Source organism: Burkholderia sp. AU31652 (genome assembly GCF_002223155.1).
GTDB lineage: Bacteria > Pseudomonadota > Gammaproteobacteria > Burkholderiales > Burkholderiaceae > Burkholderia.
The window spans coordinates 473947-492255 of record NZ_NKFG01000003.1; the positions used below are offsets into that span (position 1 = coordinate 473947).

Annotated in this window: 16 protein-coding genes and 1 pseudogene; 5 read left to right on the top strand and 12 right to left on the bottom strand. The window is 66.3% G+C overall.

The genetic code is table 11. The features are described 5' to 3' along the window. Positions 1 to 21: 21 nt before the first annotated feature. The 3 genes from ribD to CFB40_RS04850 form a co-directional block, all read right to left on the bottom strand. Positions 22 to 1143 carry a bifunctional diaminohydroxyphosphoribosylaminopyrimidine deaminase/5-amino-6-(5-phosphoribosylamino)uracil reductase RibD gene (gene ribD / locus CFB40_RS04840; protein ID WP_089424718.1) on the bottom strand — a complete coding sequence of 374 codons (1122 nt, stop codon included), beginning with the start codon at positions 1141 to 1143 and terminating at the stop codon, positions 22 to 24. Between the two features lie 15 nt (positions 1144 to 1158). Beyond that, the gene (gene hemL, locus CFB40_RS04845; protein WP_014897811.1) at positions 1159 to 2442 is read right to left on the bottom strand and encodes a glutamate-1-semialdehyde 2,1-aminomutase; all 1284 of its coding nucleotides are present in this window, start codon (positions 2440 to 2442) and stop codon (positions 1159 to 1161) included. A gap of 176 nt (positions 2443 to 2618) precedes the next feature. Next, the gene (locus CFB40_RS04850; RefSeq protein ID WP_089430736.1) at positions 2619 to 3083 is read right to left on the bottom strand and encodes a hypothetical protein; all 465 of its coding nucleotides are present in this window, start codon (positions 3081 to 3083) and stop codon (positions 2619 to 2621) included. A 238-nt stretch (positions 3084 to 3321) separates the two neighbouring features. On the opposite strand from CFB40_RS04850, the gene CFB40_RS04860 reads away from it, so the two are divergent. Further along, a complete protein-coding gene (locus tag CFB40_RS04860) occupies positions 3322 to 4539 on the top strand; it encodes a Bcr/CflA family multidrug efflux MFS transporter (protein ID WP_089424720.1) in 1218 nt (405 codons plus the stop codon). A 171-nt stretch (positions 4540 to 4710) separates the two neighbouring features. Here the strand turns inward: CFB40_RS04860 and CFB40_RS04865 are convergent, their stop codons facing one another. The 6 genes and pseudogenes from CFB40_RS04865 to zwf all read right to left on the bottom strand — a co-directional run bounded on the left by CFB40_RS04865 (position 4711) and on the right by zwf (position 10754). Then, positions 4711 to 5172: a type VI secretion system amidase immunity protein Tai4 gene (locus CFB40_RS04865; RefSeq protein ID WP_089430737.1), complete on the bottom strand. Its 462-nt coding sequence runs from the start codon at positions 5170 to 5172 to the stop codon at positions 4711 to 4713. Between the two features lie 73 nt (positions 5173 to 5245). Further along, complete coding sequence (locus CFB40_RS04870) at positions 5246 to 5602, bottom strand: DUF1493 family protein (RefSeq protein WP_089424722.1); 357 nt, start codon at positions 5600 to 5602, stop codon at positions 5246 to 5248. Next, a pseudogene (locus CFB40_RS04875) lies at positions 5602 to 6034 on the bottom strand (STM2901 family protein). The gene CFB40_RS04870 and the pseudogene CFB40_RS04875 overlap by 1 nt, the downstream one beginning before the upstream one ends. A 575-nt stretch (positions 6035 to 6609) precedes the next feature. After that, positions 6610 to 8538: a bifunctional transcriptional regulator/glucokinase gene (locus CFB40_RS04880; protein ID WP_006476653.1), complete on the bottom strand. Its 1929-nt coding sequence runs from the start codon at positions 8536 to 8538 to the stop codon at positions 6610 to 6612. Further along, positions 8516 to 9196 carry a 6-phosphogluconolactonase gene (pgl, locus tag CFB40_RS04885; RefSeq protein WP_089424724.1) on the bottom strand — a complete coding sequence of 227 codons (681 nt, stop codon included), beginning with the start codon at positions 9194 to 9196 and terminating at the stop codon, positions 8516 to 8518. Before pgl ends, CFB40_RS04880 begins: the two co-directional genes overlap by 23 nt. A gap of 88 nt (positions 9197 to 9284) precedes the next feature. Continuing rightward, entirely contained in the window at positions 9285 to 10754 is a 1470-nt protein-coding gene (gene zwf, locus CFB40_RS04890) for a glucose-6-phosphate dehydrogenase (RefSeq protein ID WP_089424725.1), read from the bottom strand. A 431-nt stretch (positions 10755 to 11185) separates the two neighbouring features. Here zwf and CFB40_RS04895 point away from each other — a divergent pair, with 431 nt between their 5' ends. From CFB40_RS04895 to CFB40_RS04910, 4 genes are all read left to right on the top strand, one after another. After that, complete coding sequence (locus CFB40_RS04895; protein WP_069247370.1) at positions 11186 to 12433, top strand: ABC transporter substrate-binding protein; 1248 nt, start codon at positions 11186 to 11188, stop codon at positions 12431 to 12433. 139 nt (positions 12434 to 12572) lie between these two features. Next, entirely contained in the window at positions 12573 to 13511 is a 939-nt protein-coding gene (locus CFB40_RS04900; protein ID WP_039343490.1) for a carbohydrate ABC transporter permease, read from the top strand. Beyond that, positions 13501 to 14358: a carbohydrate ABC transporter permease gene (locus CFB40_RS04905; protein WP_011544828.1), complete on the top strand. Its 858-nt coding sequence runs from the start codon at positions 13501 to 13503 to the stop codon at positions 14356 to 14358. The genes CFB40_RS04900 and CFB40_RS04905 overlap by 11 nt, the downstream gene beginning before the upstream one ends. 112 nt (positions 14359 to 14470) lie before the next feature. Then, positions 14471 to 15589, top strand: a complete 1119-nt coding sequence (locus CFB40_RS04910; protein ID WP_046545128.1) for an ABC transporter ATP-binding protein — start codon at positions 14471 to 14473, stop codon at positions 15587 to 15589. An 87-nt stretch (positions 15590 to 15676) separates the two neighbouring features. On the opposite strand, the gene CFB40_RS04915 is transcribed toward CFB40_RS04910, so the two are convergent. From CFB40_RS04915 to trxB, 3 genes are all read right to left on the bottom strand, one after another. Further along, positions 15677 to 16300, bottom strand: a complete 624-nt coding sequence (locus tag CFB40_RS04915; RefSeq protein ID WP_027788121.1) for a trimeric intracellular cation channel family protein — start codon at positions 16298 to 16300, stop codon at positions 15677 to 15679. Beyond that, positions 16287 to 17066, bottom strand: a complete 780-nt coding sequence (locus CFB40_RS04920) for a Smr/MutS family protein (RefSeq protein ID WP_089424726.1) — start codon at positions 17064 to 17066, stop codon at positions 16287 to 16289. Before CFB40_RS04920 ends, CFB40_RS04915 begins: the two co-directional genes overlap by 14 nt. A 137-nt stretch (positions 17067 to 17203) precedes the next feature. Beyond that, a complete protein-coding gene (gene trxB, locus CFB40_RS04925; protein WP_089430738.1) occupies positions 17204 to 18166 on the bottom strand; it encodes a thioredoxin-disulfide reductase in 963 nt (320 codons plus the stop codon). Between the last annotated feature and the right edge of the window lie 143 nt (positions 18167 to 18309).

The window sequence follows — 18309 nt, forward strand, 5'->3', positions numbered from 1 at the left end:
CAAACATCGTGACGATCCCGTTCAGTGCGCGGCGTCGGGCGGCGCGAAGCGCGCGAGGATCCGCAGGTCGTCGCCGACCCGCTCGAACCCGTGGAACGACAGTCGCGTACGCGCGTCGAGGTTCGCCGGCGCGGCGAGGTCGAACATGCCGGCCGCATCGGCGCCCAGCAGGCTCGGCGCGAGGTAGACAAGCAATTCGTCGACGCACTGCTCGCGCAGCAGCGAGCCATTGAGCTTGTGACCGGCCTCGACGTGCAGCTCGTTGACGCCGCGCGCGCCGAGCGCCGCCAGCATCGCGGGCAGGTCGACCTTGCCTTGCGCATTCGCGATCGGCACGATTTCCGCGCCACGGGACTTCAGCACGTTCGCGCGCACTTCGCCGGCGGCGTCGAGCCGGCCGCAGAAGATCAGCAGCGGCGCGCCTTCGAGCAGCCGCGCGTCGAGCGGCAGGTCGAGGCGGCTGTCCACCAGGATGCGCTGCGGCTGGCGCGGCGTGTCGATGCCGCGCACGGTCAGCAGCGGGTTGTCTTCACGCACGGTGCCGATGCCGGTGAGGATCGCGCAGGCGCGCGCACGCCATGCGTGGCCGTCGAGGCGCGCGGCCTCGCCGGTGATCCACTGGCTTTCGCCGGACGGCAGCGCAGTGCGGCCGTCGAGTGACGCGGCGGTCTTCATCCGCACCCACGGGCGGCCGCGCGTCATCCGCGACACGAAGCCGACGTTCAGTTCACCCGCTTCGTGCGCGAGCAGCCCGCAGCGCACGTCGATGCCCGCGTCGCGCAGCATGCCGAGACCGCGCCCCGACACCTGCGGGTTCGGGTCTTCCATCGCGGCGACGACCTTCGCGACGCGCGCTTCAATCAGCGCGTTCGCGCACGGCGGCGTGCGGCCGAAATGGCTGCACGGCTCGAGCGTGACGTAGACGGTTGAACCGGCGACGTCGTAGCCGCGTGCGCGTGCATCTTTCAGCGCCTGCACTTCCGCGTGATCCTGGCCGGCCGGCTGCGTGAAGCCTTCGCCGATCACGTCGCCGTCCTTGACGATCACGCAGCCGACACGCGGGTTCGGCGCCGTCGTATACATGCCGCGCGCGGCGAGCGCGAGCGCGCGCTGCATGTGGGCGAAATCGATATCCGAGAACATGCGCGCGGCCCCGGGTCAGGCAGCGAGTGCCGCGAATGCGCGGCGCGCGGCCGCGAGCGTCGCGTCGATCACCGCGTCGTCGTGCGTGCTCGACACGAAGCCGGCTTCGTACGCGGACGGCGCGAAGTACACGCCTTCGTCGAGCATCAGGTGGAAGAAGCGGTTGAAGCGCTCGGTGTCGCTCTTCGTCACTTCGGCGAAGCTGGTCGGCACGCGTTCGGCGAAGTAGAGGCCGAACATCGCACCGATCGAGTCGGCCGCGAACGGCACGCCGGCCGCACGCGCTTCGGCCGCGAGGCCGTCGGCGAGGCGCTTGGTCTGCGCGGTGAGCGCGTCGTAGAAGCCGGGCGCCTGGATCAGCTGCAGCGTCTTCAGGCCCGCGGCGACCGCGATCGGATTGCCCGACAGCGTGCCGGCCTGGTAGACGCCGCCGAGCGGCGCGAGGTGGGCCATGATGTCGCGGCGGCCGCCGAACGCGGCAGCCGGCATCCCGCCGCCGATCACCTTGCCGAGGCAGGTGAGGTCGGCCGTGATCCCGTAGTAAGCCTGCGCGCCGCCGAGCGCGACGCGGAACCCGCACATCACTTCGTCGAAGATCAGCACGGCGCCGTGCTTCGTGCACAGTGCGCGCAGCGCGTTCAGGAATTCCGGCGTGCCGCGCACGAGGTTCATGTTGCCCGCGACCGGTTCGACGATCACGGCGGCGATCTCGTCGCCGAACGCGCCGAACGCTTCTTCGAGCGCGGCGACGTTGTTGTATTCGAGAACGGTCGTGTGCTTCGCGATGTCGGCGGGCACGCCGGCCGACGTCGGGTTGCCGAACGTCAGCAGGCCCGAGCCGGCCTTGACCAGCAGGCTGTCCGCGTGGCCGTGGTAGCAGCCCTCGAACTTGACGATGCGGCTGCGGCCCGTGAAGCCGCGCGCGAGACGCAGCGCGCTCATCGTGGCCTCGGTGCCGCTCGACACCATCCGCACCTGCTCGATCGACGGCACGAGCTTGCAGATTTCCTCGGCGATCTCGATCTCGGCTTCGGTCGGCGCGCCGAACGAGAAGCCGTCGGCGAGCACGTTCTGCACGGCCGACAGCACTTCCGGATGGACGTGACCGACGATCATCGGGCCCCACGAGCCGATGTAGTCGATGTACTGCTTGCCGTCGGCATCCCAGAAATACGGGCCTTGTGCGCGCGCGACGAAGCGCGGCGTGCCGCCGACCGAACGGAAGGCGCGCACCGGCGAGTTGACGCCGCCGGGAATGGTCTTCTGGGCGCGTTCGAAGAGGATCTGATTGTTGGACATGAGCGAAACCTGCGAGAGAAGGGCGCGGGGGCCTGTGCACGGGCCGCGGCGCCTGGGCGGAACGATCGTCTGATTGTACCGGAGACGCGCGCGGCGGGCCCGCGGCACGGTCTGCGGCGTATCGGCGCGCGAGGGATCGCGCGGGCCGGGAAGGACGAGCGGGCGATTCGGCCCCGTTATCGATCCGGCAACGGCGGCGGCTTGCGCTTGCCGGTCAGCTCGGCCCAGCGCTTCTCGAGCGGGCCTTCGACCATCGGCTTGATCACCGTGCCGGAGCTCTGGGCATCCCAGGTCTGCACCGAATACGGATGGACGCGCAGCGCGTCGCGCGCGATCACGACGTCCTGGTGCGCGTCGACCAGCCAGTCGTATACGAAGTCGATGCACAGCCGGTAGCCGCGTTTCGTCGCCGCATCGGGCACCTCGTACGGCGCGCGCGTCACGTAGCCTGAGCCGAACACGCCCTTGGGCTCCTTCGCGACGCGGTGCAGGAACACGCGGTCGCCCGGCAGGATGCCGCGCGCGAAGCCGCAGCCCCACACGTCATGCACGGCCTCGCCGGCCTTCACGCGCGCGGCGACGTCGGGCAGGTCGGGCCACGGCCATTTCTTGGGGCTCCAGATCAACAGGAAAGCGGTCATCGGTTCGGGCGGGCGTTGAATTGGTCAGACAAGTGGGGCGAGGAGCTGCAAGCTTAATCGAATCCGCTCGTGCGCTCGTTCGGCGCACGACGAGCGTGGGCGTGTTCCCGCCCGCGGCCCGAGGCACGCAAAAAAGTTGCGCGTACAATCATGGGCCAGAACGCGCCGTTCGCGGCGCGGCCTCCCGTCTTCACCGCCACGCGCGCCACGATGCGCGCGGGCTCCATTCCGGATACCCATGTCTCACGTCATCCGACGCCGGCCCGATGCCCGGCTGATCCTGTTGCTCGGCGCGCTCGCCGCTTGCGGGCCGATCGCTACCGACATGTACCTGCCGAGCCTGCCGTCGATCGCCGCCGGCTTCTCCGTCAGCCCCGGCGCCGCGCAGCGCACGCTGACGAGCTTCATGGCCGGCTTCTCGGTCGGCATGCTGCTGTACGGCCCGCTGTCCGACACGTGGGGCCGCCGCCCCGTGCTGCTCGGCGGCATCGCGCTGTTCACGCTCGCGAGCATCGGCTGCTTCGTGTCGACGTCGATCGACATGCTGATCCTCGTGCGCTTCCTGCAGGCGCTCGGCGCCGGCGCGGCGTCGGTGCTGTCGCGTGCGATCGCGCGCGACGCGCACGAGCCGACCGACGCGGCGAAGGTGCTGTCGATGGTGGCGATCGTCACCGCGGTCGGGCCGCTGCTCGCGCCGCTGATCGGCGGGCAGATCCTGCGCTTCTCCGGCTGGCGCGGCGTGTTCGTCGTGCTGGCCGTGTTCGGCGCGGTGTGCGCGGCGACCGCGTACCTGCGCGTGCCCGAAACCTGGCCGAAGGAGCGGCGCAAGAGCGCGGCCGTGCTCGCGTCGTTTGCGTCGTACGGGCGCATCCTGTCCGATCCCGTTGCCTGGGGGCACATGCTGTGCGGCGGGATGGCGTTCGCGTCGATGTTCTCGTACATCACCGCCACGCCGTTCGTGTACATCGAGTATTTCCACGTGTCGCCGCAGCACTACGGGCTGCTGTTCGGCCTGAACGTCGTCGGCATCATGATCGGCAACTTCACGAACACGCGGCTCGTCGGCCGCCTCGGCTCGCTGCGCATCATCGCGGCCGCGTCGCTCGTGAGCTGCGTCGCGTCGCTCGCGGTCGCGCTCGTCGCGCTGACGGGGTGGGGCGGGTTGTGGTCGATCGTCGTGTGCCTGTTCTTCGTCGTCGGCGTGGTCGGGATCCTGTCCGCGAACTGCACGACCGACCTCATGCATCGCTATCCGCACAACGCGGGCGCGTCGGCGGCCGTGTTCGGCGCGATGCAGCTGGCGCTCGGCGCGCTCGCGAGCGTCGCGATCGGCGCACTCGCGGACGGCACGCCGTTCGCGATGGGCGTGACGATCGGTGTGTCGGGCGTGCTGTGTTTCGCCGGGCGTTATCTGGTCCTGCGCTGGCATGGCCGGCCGGTGAAAGCGGGCGCTTGAGCCGCGGGGCGGGACAGGTGGGCGAGGGGGCCGTGGATGCGCGAACGCGCCGGGCCGCGGTTTGCTTCGGAACACCTCGCGGGCAGCCCCGTCGCGTGGAGCAGCAATTTCGTGGTGTCGGGGCGTGCGTGTAGTCAATGCGGGCCATGCATTCGACTTCTCACGTCAGCGTCATTTGGAACGGTCAGACGAGCGATTGTCGAGTTCGTAGCTGCGCTTTGGGTTGATCACGAACCGCTTGGCTTGGGCGTCGAGTTCCTTGCTGTGGTACAGATCCAGGCATTTCAAAAAATCGAACTTCACGCCTTTGAGTTCGGATTCGACGATCGGATTGCGATAGTCCCGTGCGAGAAAGCGATTGACCAGCGATTTGCCCGCGTCGGGGTTCCGCTCCAGATCGAAGTATGTCCAGTCCATCAGGGCGCTGGCGCTGCTTCCCGCATCCATCGCGGCAGAAGGTTGATCCCGATAAGCGGTTGCGACACATTCCGCGAGCATCATGTCCTTGTAGTTCTGCGCATAGGACCGGGCGCTTGCTTGCGGTGACGACGTCGTATCCGCGGCGTGGCCGGACTGTGCCGCGAACGTCAATGCCCAGAACATCACACACCGGAGCAGCGGATTTTGTCTCATGGCTGACACCCAGAGATGTGCACGGATCCAACACATCGCCTAAAAATAAACCGGCCTATTCGGCGAGATGCGATCAGCGCGGCAGACTTTCCAAGCGCTGATTGTTCCACTCTCCATCTAAAATAGCCTGATAGAGCATACCTAGAGTCAATGGCACTTTTTCATATTTTTTTCGGCGTTTTCTGGAGAAAGCCATCCGCGCAACTTCAATCAAGCTAAAGCCCTCTCCTGAGAAATAGCGACTGAACTCAAAATCTCCAACTTGCACCGGAAATTTATCGAAAAACCTCTCCATAAACTCGACCGCATCGTCGCCAGTGATATCCAAATCACCCTCGACGGCATGGCCTTTTGTGAGATTTTTTTTAGGACTAACATCGGCCACCCTTCTCACAAAATCCTCAAACTCGTTCCATGTAAACTGGCTCATCAGAACACCTTGTCCTCAGGCTTAACAAGCGCGTTATAGCGCGACACGGAACGGATGCTGATCATCGTGACATTGTTGGCAGCAATGACCCAGCCAACGACAGGAACCGCGCGCCCAACGAAAACCCCAATGTTTCTTACCATAATGAACTTCAATCGCTTAACGCTGGCGTTGGTCAGCGTCGGGAGGATCTTCTTCTTCAAATCGTAGTCCAGATACTTGCGACTCGATATCGACGCAACAGAAGTACCCGGCGTGGTACCAAAGGGCTTTGCTCGTGTTGGCATCCAATTTTGACCCGCCACAATGGCAACTACTGCCGCTACATCGTCAACGCCAAGCTCCTTGCATGTCTCCATCGATAAAGACAAGGAAAAACAGCTCCATCGGCGTGAGATCTCGATGTGTACCAAAGTCATAGGTATTGTTCATTATAGTGTTCTTCTCTCAGGCTATCGACGAGGCTGAAACCTCGAAGAGAACGATCCCGTGCCTATCGTCCCGGGTGCAGCCTCCCGGCGAAGGCGGGAATTTGATCACTTCTGCTTTGCCCCGTCGCTGGATATGGGTGCCACGTTGCCCCAATCGCTCGCGCAACCTTTTCCGCGGAATTTATCGGCGCGTAAATGCGCTTTACATGCTGCCCATGCGGCTGAAAAACGTGGTCTAGGCATATCCCTCTCCACAAACTGGATGAACGTGATGCCGTCGATGCCAATCGGGGTTCTGTGAGAAACGCGTCATTTCTCGCGTCGGACCGGGATGGCGGCATCAGCGGAGTGAAGGAAGTTACGGAGCTTGGGCAACGGCTGACAATTGGACGTGTTCGAAAATGGGAGCGCGTACGAACACGTGAAGTCACGTGCAGCTCTCGGCAGACGTCATGGTGGATGCTTGTCGAGCCGCCGTGGTTCGGCGCGGCTCCCCAATGCAAAACACCCCGAACGCTGGACGGCTGATCCAGCGTTCGGGGTGTCATTCACCCGTGACGTTCCTTTACCGCCGCGTCAATCCCGCGCGACGTCCTTCGCCGCCGGCGATGCACCGTGGCTCAGCCAGTCGAGCACGTCGGCCGTTTCGTCGTCGCTCGCGCGCGCCTTCGCCTGCGCGACAGCCTCGGGCAGTTCGCCGTTCGTCGACGCACGGCGGATCGCGACGCCGACCGCGAGGATGTCGATCATCAGCAGATGCAGGATCCGCGAGATCATCGACAGCTGCGATTCGCGCATCTCGATGTGGTCGGTTTCGAGCGCGACGGTCGCGCGCTTCGCGAGCGGCGTGTTGCTCGACGTGATCGCGATCACCTTCGCGCCGGCCTGCATCGCGACGTCGAGCACGCGCAGCAGCTCGGGCGCGCGCCCCGACTTCGACACCGCGACGATCACGTCGCCCTTGCCGAGCAACGCGGCCGATGCGGCCTGCATGTACAGGTCGCCGTACGCGATCGTCGGGATCCCGAAGCGGAAGAACTTGTAATGCGCGTCCTGCGCGACGATGTTCGAATTGCCGAGCCCGTAGAACTCGATGCGCCGTGCGCCGTTCAGGATCTCGATCGCGTTCTCGACGTGCTCGAAATTCAGGTGCTCGCGCAACTGCAGGATCGCGGACACCGTGTTGTCGAGCACCTTCGCGCCGAAGTCGGTGGCCGTGTCGCCGAGATGCACCTGGCTGTGGCTCATCGGGATCGTGCCGGTGAGGCCGGTGGCGAGCTTCAGCTTGAAGTCGGACAGCCCCTGGCAGCCGAGCGAGCGGCAGAAGCGGATCACGGTCGGCTGGCTCACGTCGGCCTTGCGCGCGATGTCGACGATCGGATCGTTGATGATCGAGCGCGGATGGTTCAGCGCGAGATCGGCGACGCGGCGCTCGGCCGGCGTCAGCGCGTCACGCATCTGGCGGATCCGTTCGAACACGGCCGACGACGCACCGCCCGAGCGGTTCGACAACTGCTCCGCGAGGATCGCCGACACGCCGAGGAACGCCGGGTATTCGGCGGTGATCAGGTAGGTCGGGATGTTCTCGAGGTAGTGCGTGAAGCGGCCCTTCGCCTCGAAGCGCGCGCGGAACGACGAGCGCGTGAACAGTTCGCCGAGCTTCAGCGCGACGCCGCCGCCGATGTACACGCCGCCGAGCGCGCCGAGCGTCAGCGCGACGCTGCCCGCGAACGCGCCGAGAATCCCGCAGAAGCATTCGACCGTCTCGAGCGCGAGGGCGTCGCCCGCATGCGCGCGCTCGACGATCTCGACCGTGTCGACGGTCGCGGCCACGCGCTTCTTGTCGCGCGCGGCGAGCGCGCGATAGATGATCTCCATGCCGGGGCCCGCACACACGCGTTCGAACGACACGTGCGGAAACTTCTTGCGCGCATACTGCAGCACCAGGTCCTCGCGCTCGTCCTGCGGCGCGAACGACGCGTGGCCGCCTTCGCTGCCGAGCGCGATCCAGCGGTCGTCGGCCGGAATCAGCCCCGACACGCCGAGCCCGGTGCCGGGCCCGAGCAGCCCGATCACGCTGTTCTGGCGGCGCGCGCCGCCGCCGACCTGCACGCGTTGCGCATCGGTCAGGCCCGGCAGCGCCATCGCGAGCGCGGTGAAATCGTTGACGACGAGCAGCGTGTCGAAGCCGAGCGCACGGCGCGTCGCCTCGATCGAGAAGCTCCAGTCGTGGTTGGTCATCGTGACCTGGTCGCCGTCGACGGGATTGGCGATCGCGATCGCCGCGTGGTTCACGCGGCTGATCTTCACATCCTTCAGATACTTGCGGATCGCGTCGGTGATCGTCGGATAGTCGGCGCCGGGATAGACGCGAATCTGCGTGATCTCGCCCGGGCCGGTTTCCAGCGCGAAGCGCGCGTTGGTGCCGCCGACGTCCGCGAGCAGGCGCGGGCCGTCGGCATGCTGACCCGCGACGACCGCCTTACTTTGCGCACCAGTAGACATCGAGCTGGGTCCCCTTGTCGTTGGCCAGTTGGGAAATCGCGTTCTTCTGCAGCGATGCGGCCGCGGCGTCGAGCACCGCGCGTTTGCGTTCGCCCGCGATCAGCAGGAACAGCCGGTCGACGCGCTTGAGCGCATCGAGCGAGAAGCTCACCCGCGCATGCGGCGCGGCGCCGGGATGGACGGCGACGAAACGCTCGGGCGTCGTGATCGCGTGATCCCATTCGGGCGCATCGGCGAAGATCGACGCGGTATGGCCGTCCTCGCCCATGCCGAGCACCGCGACGCTCGGCACGCGGTAGTCGGCGTTCGCGTTCAGCGCGGCGACGTGCGCGTCGAGCGCGGCGCGCGTGTCGACGAGCGGCAGGAAGCGGGCAGGGGCGGCGGCGTGCTGCAGCAGCGTGTCGCGCACGAGCTGCGCGTTGCTGGCTGCATCGTCCTCCGGCACCCAGCGGTCGTCGACCAGCGTCACGTCGACGCCGGCCCAGTCGAGCGCCGCGTGCGACAGCGTGTGCAGGAACGGGCGCGGGCTCGTTCCGCCGGACACCGCGAGCGTCGGGCGCGCGGGGCCGGCGAGCGCGGCGCGCAGCGCATCGCCGACGGCGCGCGCGAGCGCTTCGCTTTGCGCTTCCTGGGTGTCGAAAGCGTGAATCTCGATCACATCTCCTCCGGACTGCTTTGTCTGTTCAAATCGTACGAATCGTGGGGCACGTTGCCGCGTACGGTGGCGTGCGCGGCAACGGTTTGCATCAGTTCTCTTCTTCGAGCCAGCAGGTGTCGTGCTGCGCGAGCATCGCGCTCGCCGCGGCCGGCCCCCACGTGCCCGCCGCATACGGCTTCGGCGGCTTCAGCGTGCGTGCCCATTCGTTCAGGATAGGCTCGACCCAGCGCCATGCGGCTTCCTGTTCGTCGCGGCGCACGAAGAGGGCGAGGCGGCCGTTGATCACGTCGAGCAGCAGGCGCTGGTACGCCTCCATCTGCCCTTCCTTGAAGAACTGGTCGAACGCAAGGTCGAGGTGCACGCTCGCGAGGTTCATCCCTTCGCCGGGCTGCTTCGCGAGGCAGTACAGGCGGATCGTCTCGTTCGGCTGCAGCCGGATCACGAGGCGGTTCGAACCGGGACGCAGCGCGGTGGGCCCGAGCGCCGAATGCGGCACCGGGCGGAAATTGACGACGATCTCCGCGACGCGATCGGCAAGCCGCTTGCCGGTGCGCAGGAAGAACGGCACGCCGGCCCAGCGCCAGTTCTCGATCTCGACCTTCAATGCGACGAAGGTTTCGGTCTGGCTATCGGGCTTCACGCCCGGTTCGGTCGCGTAGGCCGGCACCTGCGCGCCCTTGATCACGCCCGCATGATACTGGCCGCGCACGGCCACCTTGCCGATGTCGCGCGGATCGACCGGCTTCAGCGCGCGCAGCACGCGCAGCTTTTCGTCGCGCACCGAATCCGAATCCATCGAATGCGGCGGCTCCATCGCGACGATCGACAGCAGCTGCAGCAGGTGGTTCTGCACCATGTCGCGCAGCGCGCCGGTATTGTCGTAGAAATCGCCGCGTGCCTCGACGCCGAGCTCCTCGGCGATCGTGATCTGGATGCTCTCGACCCATTCGCGGCGCCACAGCGGCTCGAACAGCGCATTGCCGAAGCGCAGCGCAAGCAGGTTCTGCACCGGTTCCTTGCCGAGGTAGTGGTCGATCCGGTAGATCTGGCCTTCCGCGAAGATCTCGCCGACCGCGTCGTTGATCGCATTCGACGACTTCAGGTCGTAGCCGAGCGGCTTCTCGAGCACGATGCGCGAGCCTTCGCTCAGGCCGACCGACGCGAGCGCCTTGCAGATCGGCACGAACAGCGACGGGCCCGTCGCGAGATAGAACACGCGAATGCCGGGCAGCGCTGCCACCGCGTCGCGCAGCACGACGTAGTCTTCCGCGCGGCCGAGATCGAGGTGCACGTACTCGATGCGATCGAGGAAGGACTTCCACGCAGCTTCGTCGAACGCGTTGCCGGCGGCCTTGGCCGCGTGCGGCTTCACGTGGGTGTCGACCCATTCGAGATAGGACGCCCGATCCGATTCATGACGCGCCACGGCGACGATCCGGCCGCTCTCCGCCAGCATGTTCGCACGGTGCGCTTCGAACAGCGCGGGCAGGATCTTGCGCATCGACAGATCGCCGGTGCCGCCGAAAAGTACGAAGGTAAAGCTGGAATCGGTATGCATGTGTCTCCGCCGGGTTGGGGTGCTCGGAAGCGATCCGTAGTGCGATAAAAATATTTTTGACACTGAATTGTAGTTTAACTACAATCCGCCGCAAGGGGTAGCACCTGGGTGAAGAAAAAAAGAAGTGCGGTCGATGAACTGCGCGAGCTTCGCCTTCGGGAACGCCTTGTGCCGAATGTTATCGGACATTGACGGCGCGCATCGTCCGCGCGACGTCGGCCCCGGGCTCGCGCCGCATCATCGCGGCGGGCCAGAAACACCAAGAGGAGACACGCCGTTGAATCTCGATTCACGCTTTCTGTAAGAGCCCGGCCGGTCATCGGCCCCGTACGCTGCATGCGTCCCGCGGCTCGATTTCCCCGTCGTTATCAAGAAGCCGGTTCCCGCTCAAGGGAACCTCACGAGTTGATTCAGTCTGGAGGAGATAAGTAATGAAAGTTCGCTCGATCATGGGCGCGCTCTGCGCCGCAGGTCTGATGGCCGGCGCCGTGGCGGCGCAGGCAGCCGAGAACGTGACGGTGCTGCACTGGTGGACCTCGGGCGGCGAGTCGAAGGCCGTCGGCGTGCTGAAGGACGACGTGCAGAAGCAGGGCTACGTGTGGAAGGACTTCGCGGTCGCGGGCGGCGCCGGCGCCGCGGCGATGACCGCGCTGAAGACCAAGGTGATCAGCGGCGATTCTCCGTCTGCCGCGCAGATCAAGGGCCCGCTGATCCAGGACTGGGCCGACCAGGGCGTGCTCGTCAACATCGATTCCGCTGCCGGCGACTGGAAGCAGAACCTGCCGCCGGAAATCGACAAGATCATCAAGTACAAGGGCCACACCGTCGCGGCGCCGTTCTCGGTGCACCGCGTGAACTGGCTGTACATCAACAAGGCCGCGCTCGACAAGGTCGGCGCGAAGGTGCCGACCACCTGGCCTGAATTCTTCGCGGTGGCCGACAAGCTGAAGGCCGCGGGCATCCAGCCGGTCGCGATGGGCGGCCAGCCGTGGCAGGACCTGACGCTGTGGGAAGACGTCGTGCTGTCGCAGGGTCCGGCGTTCTACAAGAAGGCGCTGGTCGACCTCGACCAGGCGACGCTGACCTCGCCGCAGATGCTGTCCGTGTTCGACACGGTGCGCAAGATCCAGGGCTACTTCGACACCGGCCGTAACGGCCGCGACTGGAACCTCGCGACCGCGATGGTCATCAACGGCAAGGCCGGCATGCAGTTCATGGGCGACTGGGCGAAGGGCGAGTTCGAGAACGCCGGCAAGAAGGCGGGCAAGGACTACGTCTGCGCACCGGTGCCGGGCACCGCGAATTCGTACACGTTCAACGTCGACTCGTTCGTGTTCTTCCAGCAGAAGGGCGAGAAGAACGCGACGCCGGGCCAGCTCGCGCTCGCGAAGACGATCATGACGCCGGACTTCCAGGAGCAGTTCAGCCTGCTGAAGGGTTCGGTGCCGGTCCGCCTCGGCGTGAAGATGGACAAGTTCGACGACTGCGCGAAGAAGTCGTATGCCGACGAGCAGACCGCGATCAAGTCGGGCGGCTTCGTCCCGTCGCTCGCGCACGGGATGGCGCAGAGCGACGCGACCGCCGGCGCGATCACGGACGTCGTGACGAAGTTCATGAACTCGCAGCAGGATTCGAAGAGCGCGGTCGCCGCGCTCGCGAAGGCCGCGAAGGTCAAGTAACGCGCGACAGGCGCCCGGCCGGAAACGCTTCATCGGCCGGGCGTTTTTGCATGTGCAGCAAACGGGCTCGCCCGCGAAGCCCGTGCCGTACCCGGCGCCGGCCCGGCCTGCGTCGCCCTCGTTCCAGGAGTCGAATCAAGTGGCTGCCCCTCTTAGCGGAAACGGATCCGGCGCTGCCGCCGCACGGCGTACGTCGCCGATGTCGGCCTTCGCCGACCGCTGGATCCCGAAGCTCGTGCTTGCGCCGAGCGTCGCGATCGCCGTGGTGTTCATCTACGGCTTCATCCTGATTACCGGCTATCTGTCGCTGACCAACTCGCGGCTGTTGCCGAACTACGAATTCGACGGCTTCGGCCGTTACTCGGACCTGTTCCAGAACGACGTGTGGTGGACCTCCGCCGCGAACCTCGGCTGGTTCGGGATTCCGTTCATCGTGATCTGTGTCGCGCTCGGGCTGTTCCTCGCGATCCTGCTCGACCAGCGGATCCGCAACGAAGGCGCGCTGCGCGCGGTCTTCCTGTACCCGATGGCGCTGTCGTTCATCGTCACCGGCACCGCGTGGCAGTGGATCCTGAACCCGGGCCTCGGCCTCGAGAAGGTGATGCACGACTGGGGCTGGACGAGCTTCTCGTTCGGCTGGCTCGACGATCCGGACAAGGCGATCTTCTGCGTGGTGATCGCGGCCGTGTGGCAGTCGACCGGCTTCGTGATGGCGCTGTTCCTCGCGGGGCTGCGCGGTGTCGATGCGGAGATCTTCAAGGCCGCGCAGGTGGACGGCGCGACGCTGCCGACCATCTACCGCAAGATCGTGATCCCGAGCATGCGCCCGGTGTTCTTCTCGGTGCTGCTGATCCTCTGCCACATCACGATCAAGACCTTCGACCTCGTCGTCGCGCTGACGGCGGGCGGCCCGGGCACGTCGTCGTCGCTGCCGGCCATGTTCATGTACACGTTTTCGTTCAACCGCGGCCAGCTCGGGCTCGGCGCGGCGTCCTCGGTGATGATGCTCGCGACCGTGGTCGCGGTGCTGGTGCCGCTGATGTATATGGAATCGAGGAGCACCCGCAATGCAGCCTAAGATGACGATCAGCCGGGCAGTGATCTATGCGGCACTGATCCTGTTCGCGCTGTATTTCCTGTTCCCGATCTACGTGATGCTGTCGACGTCGTTCAAGGATCTCGACCAGCTGCGCACCGGCAACCTGCTGACGCCGCCCACCACGTGGACCGTCGACCCGTGGGTGAAGGCCTGGAGCGGCGCGTGCACCGGCGTGCGCTGCGACGGCATGAAGCCGTTCTTCCTGAACTCGCTGCAGATGGTGATCCCGGCCGTGCTGATCTCGTCGCTGATCGGCGCGTTCAACGGCTACGTGCTCACGCACTGGCGCTTTCGCGGCGCCGACGCGCTGTTCACGATGATGCTGGTCGGCTGCTTCATCCCGTTCCAGGTGATCCTGCTGCCGATGGCGCGCCTGCAGGGGATGCTCGGCCTCGCCAACACGATTCCGGGCCTCGTGTTCGTGCACGTCGTGTACGGCATCGCGTTCACGACGATGTTCTTCCGCAACTTCTACGTGAGCGTGCCGGCCGAACTCGTGAAGGCCGCGCGCATCGACGGCGCGGGCTTCTTCACGATCTTCACGAAGATCCTGCTGCCCGTGTCGCTGCCGATCTTCATGGTGTGCCTGATCTGGCAATTCACGCAGATCTGGAACGACTTCCTGTTCGGGATCGTGTTCTCCGGCGTCGATTCGATGCCGATCACGGTTGCGCTGAACAACCTCGTCAACACGTCGACGGGCGTGAAGGAATACAACGTCGACATGGCCGGCGCGATCATCGCCGCGCTGCCGACGCTGCTCGTCTACATCGTCGCCGGCCGCTACTTCGTGCGCGGGCTGACTGCGGGGGCGGTGAAGGGGTAAGCGCGGCTTCATCCGATACGACGAACCGGCCGCGCCTCGCGCGCGGCGCATCGAAACGAACCCGACGCGGCGCCGGAGTGCGCCGCGCGAGACGAGACAGAGGATTCACAGCATGGCAAGCCTTTCCATCCGTGACGTGTACAAGACCTACCCGAACGGGGTGCCGGTCCTGAAGGGTGTCGACATCGAGATCGAGGACGGACAGTTCCTGATCCTGGTCGGCGGGTCGGGCTGCGGGAAGTCGACGCTGCTCAACATGATCGCCGGGCTCGAGACCGTGACGAGCGGCGAGATCTGCATCGACGGCAAGGTCGTCAACGACCTGTCGCCGAAGGATCGCGACATCGCGATGGTGTTCCAGTCGTACGCGCTGTATCCGTCGATGACGGTGCGCGAGAACATCTCGTTCGGCCTGAACATCCGCAAGGTGCCGAAGAGCGAACAGCAGCAGATCGTCGACCGCGTGTCGCAGATGCTGCAGATCCAGCACCTGCTCGACCGCAAGCCGGGCCAGCTGTCGGGCGGCCAGCGCCAGCGTGTCGCGATGGGCCGTGCGCTCGCGCGCGATCCGTCGCTGTTCCTGTTCGACGAGCCGCTGTCGAACCTCGACGCGAAGCTGCGCATCGAGATGCGCGCGGAAATCAAGCTGCTGCACCAGCGCCTCGGCACGACGATCGTCTACGTGACGCACGACCAGATCGAGGCGATGACACTCGGCGACCGGATCGCGGTGATGAAGGACGGCGTGGTCCAGCAGTTCGGCGCGCCGCAGGAGATCTACGATTCGCCGTCGAACCTGTTCGTCGCGGGCTTCATCGGCGCGCCGCCGATGAACTTCATCAACGGCAAGCTGGTCGAGCAGGGCAGCGGGATCGCGCTCGAAGTCGACACGGGCGTCAAGCGCGGCGCGCTGAACCTGCCGTTCGACGCGGCGAAGCTGAAGTCGCACGTCGGCCGCGAGGTGATCCTCGGCCTGCGTCCGGAGCGCATCACCGACGTGCGCCATGCGCACAACGGCGACGCGTCGCACCTGCAGCCGTTCGACGTGCGCGTCGACGTGACCGAGCCGACCGGGCCGGACACGCACGTGTTCGCGCAGGTCAACGGCAAGCGCATCGTGAGCCGCGTGCATCCGGCCGCGAATCCGCAGCCCGACCAGACGCTGTCGCTGCTGTTCGACGTGTCGAAGGCGGTGCTGTTCGATCCGGCGTCGGAAGAGCGGATCGCGTGAGATCGCGCGAGCGCTGAACGAAGCAAGAAGGGGCCGTCTTCGGACGGCCCCTTTGTTTTGGCGCGACGGTCGATGCCGCGGCGGCGCTCAGTGCGGCAGCCGCACGTCGAACTTGAACGTCGCCAGCCGCGCGACGAGGATGAAGCCGGTCGCGAGCAGCACGCTGTAGACGGAATCGAACTGCAGCCACACGAGCAGCAGGTAGAACCAGCAGCCGACGAACGCGCAGGTCGCGTAGGGCCGCGAATCGCGCAGGATCAGCGGGATGTCGTTGCACAGCACGTCGCGGATGATCCCGCCGACCACGCCCGTGATCACGCCCATCATCACCGCGATGAAGCGCGGCATCTCGGCATCGAGCGCGATCGCCGTGCCCGAGATGCTGAAGATCCCGAGCCCGATCGCATCGGCCACGAGCAGCAACCGCTCGGCCGACAGCCGCGACAGCATCCGCAGCACGAACGGCGCGAACAGCGCGAGCACGAAGATCGCGATCACGTAGTCGTCGTGCACGACCCAGTAGAACGGCCGGCGCTCGAGCAGGATGTCGCGCAGCGTGCCGCCGCCGAACGCGGTGGCGAGCGCCACCACGAACGTGCCGACCGAGTCGAGGCGGTTCTTGCGCGCCTCGATGAAGCCCGAGATCGCAAAGGCCAGCGTGGCGATCGCCTCCAGTACCGCGATCGCGAGCGTCAGCCTAGGATGCGGCACGCGGCCCCCGGTCCCCGGGTGCCGCGAACGGCTGCAGCAGCACCAGCACCGCGCCCGCGCCGCCGTCGTGGCCGCGCGCCTCGCAGAACGCGATCACTTCTTCCTTCTGCACGAGCCACGCACGCACCTTGCCTTTCAGCACCGGCTCCTTGCCGATCGAGCCGAGCCCCTTGCCGTGGATCACGCGCAGGCAGCGCAGCCCCTTCTTGCCGGCTTCGCGGATGAACTCGGCGAGCGCGTCGCGCGCCTCGTCGCGCCGCATTCCATGCAGGTCGATCTGCGCCTGCACGATCCACGCGCCGCTGCGCAGCTTGCGCACGACGTCGCGGCTGATGCCGGGGCGGTGGTAGTACAGCGAGTCGTCGCTGTCGAGCAGCGTCTCGGGATCGAATTCGTCGGACAACGTCGCGTTCAGCACGGCTTCCTCGTCGCGCTGCGTCTGCTTCGGCACGGGGTCGGGCGGTGTGCGGCCGGCCGCCGCGCGCGGCGGCGCGTTCAGCGGGCGGATCGCGCCGATCTCGTTGCGGAACAGGTTCGCGTCGGCTTCCGCCTTGCGCTCGGCCTTGGCCGCTTCGACGCGCTCGCGGTCGCGGCGATCGGCTTCGCCTTGCAGCGACTTGCGCAGCGCGCCGAGGCCCGCGAGCCCCTGGCCGCGCAACGCGGCGGGATCGGGCGCGGGCGCCGGCGCGACGGGCGCGGGGTTCGCGGGACGGGCGGCGATCTGCCGCTTCGCGGGATCGCTCGGATGGGGCTGGTTCTTCGCCATGATTCGGTACGCAGGGCAGGCGCGTTCGGGCGCGCGGGCAAAAAAAAGCCGCTGCACGGCGGCAGCGGCTTGTCCGGCCAGACCCGCTTCGCGGCAGCGGACGCCATTGTAGCGCCCGGCGCGACAGGTCTCGCGGGTTACTTCTTGTCGTGCAGGCTTTCGAGGTAGCGCTGCGCGTCGAGCGCGGCCATGCAGCCCGTGCCGGCGCTGGTGATCGCCTGGCGGTACACGTTGTCCTGCACGTCGCCCGCGGCGAACACGCCCGGCACGCTCGTCGACGTCGCGTTGCCGTGCAGGCCGCTCTTCGTCAGGATGTAGCCGTCCTTCATCTCGAGCTGGCCCTGGAACAGGTCGGTGTTCGGCTTGTGGCCGATCGCGACGAACACGCCCTGCACGTTGAGGTCTTCGGTCGCGCCGGTCTTCACGTTCTTGATGCGCAGGCCCGTGACGCCCGAATCCTCGCCGGTCACTTCATCGAGCACGTGATCCCACTTGATCACGACCGCGCCTTCCTTTTCCTTCTCCAGCAGGCGGTCGATCAGGATCGGCTCCGCGCGGAACTTGTCGCGGCGGTGGATCACCGTGACCTTCTTCGCGATGCCGGTCAGGTAGAGCGCTTCCTCGACGGCCGTGTTGCCGCCGCCGATCACCGCGACTTCCTGGTTGCGATAGAAGAAGCCGTCGCAGGTCGCGCAGGCCGACACGCCCTTGCCCATGAACGCTTCTTCGGACGGCAGGCCGAGATACTGCGCGGACGCGCCGGTCGCGATGATCAGCGAGTCGCACGTGTATTCGCCCGAATCGCCGATCAGGCGGATCGGCTGCTCGTGCAGCTTCGCGGTGTGGATGTGGTCGAACACGATTTCGGTGTTGAAGCGTTCCGCGTGCTCCTGGAAGCGCGCCATCAGCTCCGGACCCTGCACGCCTTTCGCGTCTGCCGGCCAGTTTTCGACGTCGGTCGTGGTCATCAGCTGGCCGCCCTGCGCGATGCCGGTGATCAGCACCGGGGACAGGTTGGCGCGTGCCGCGTAGACGGCAGCCGTGTAGCCGGCGGGGCCGGAACCGAGAATCAGGACTTTGGCGTGTTTGGGCGTGGACATGTGCGAATCCGTAAAAGGCGGCCGCGGCGGGCGGGGTAGGGCTCGCCGTACGATCCGGGTTGACCGGGATGCCGTCATAGATGGGTATCAGACGCGCATTATAAAGGCCCCGTTGCTGCGTTGCCGAACGAGAGTTTCAATCG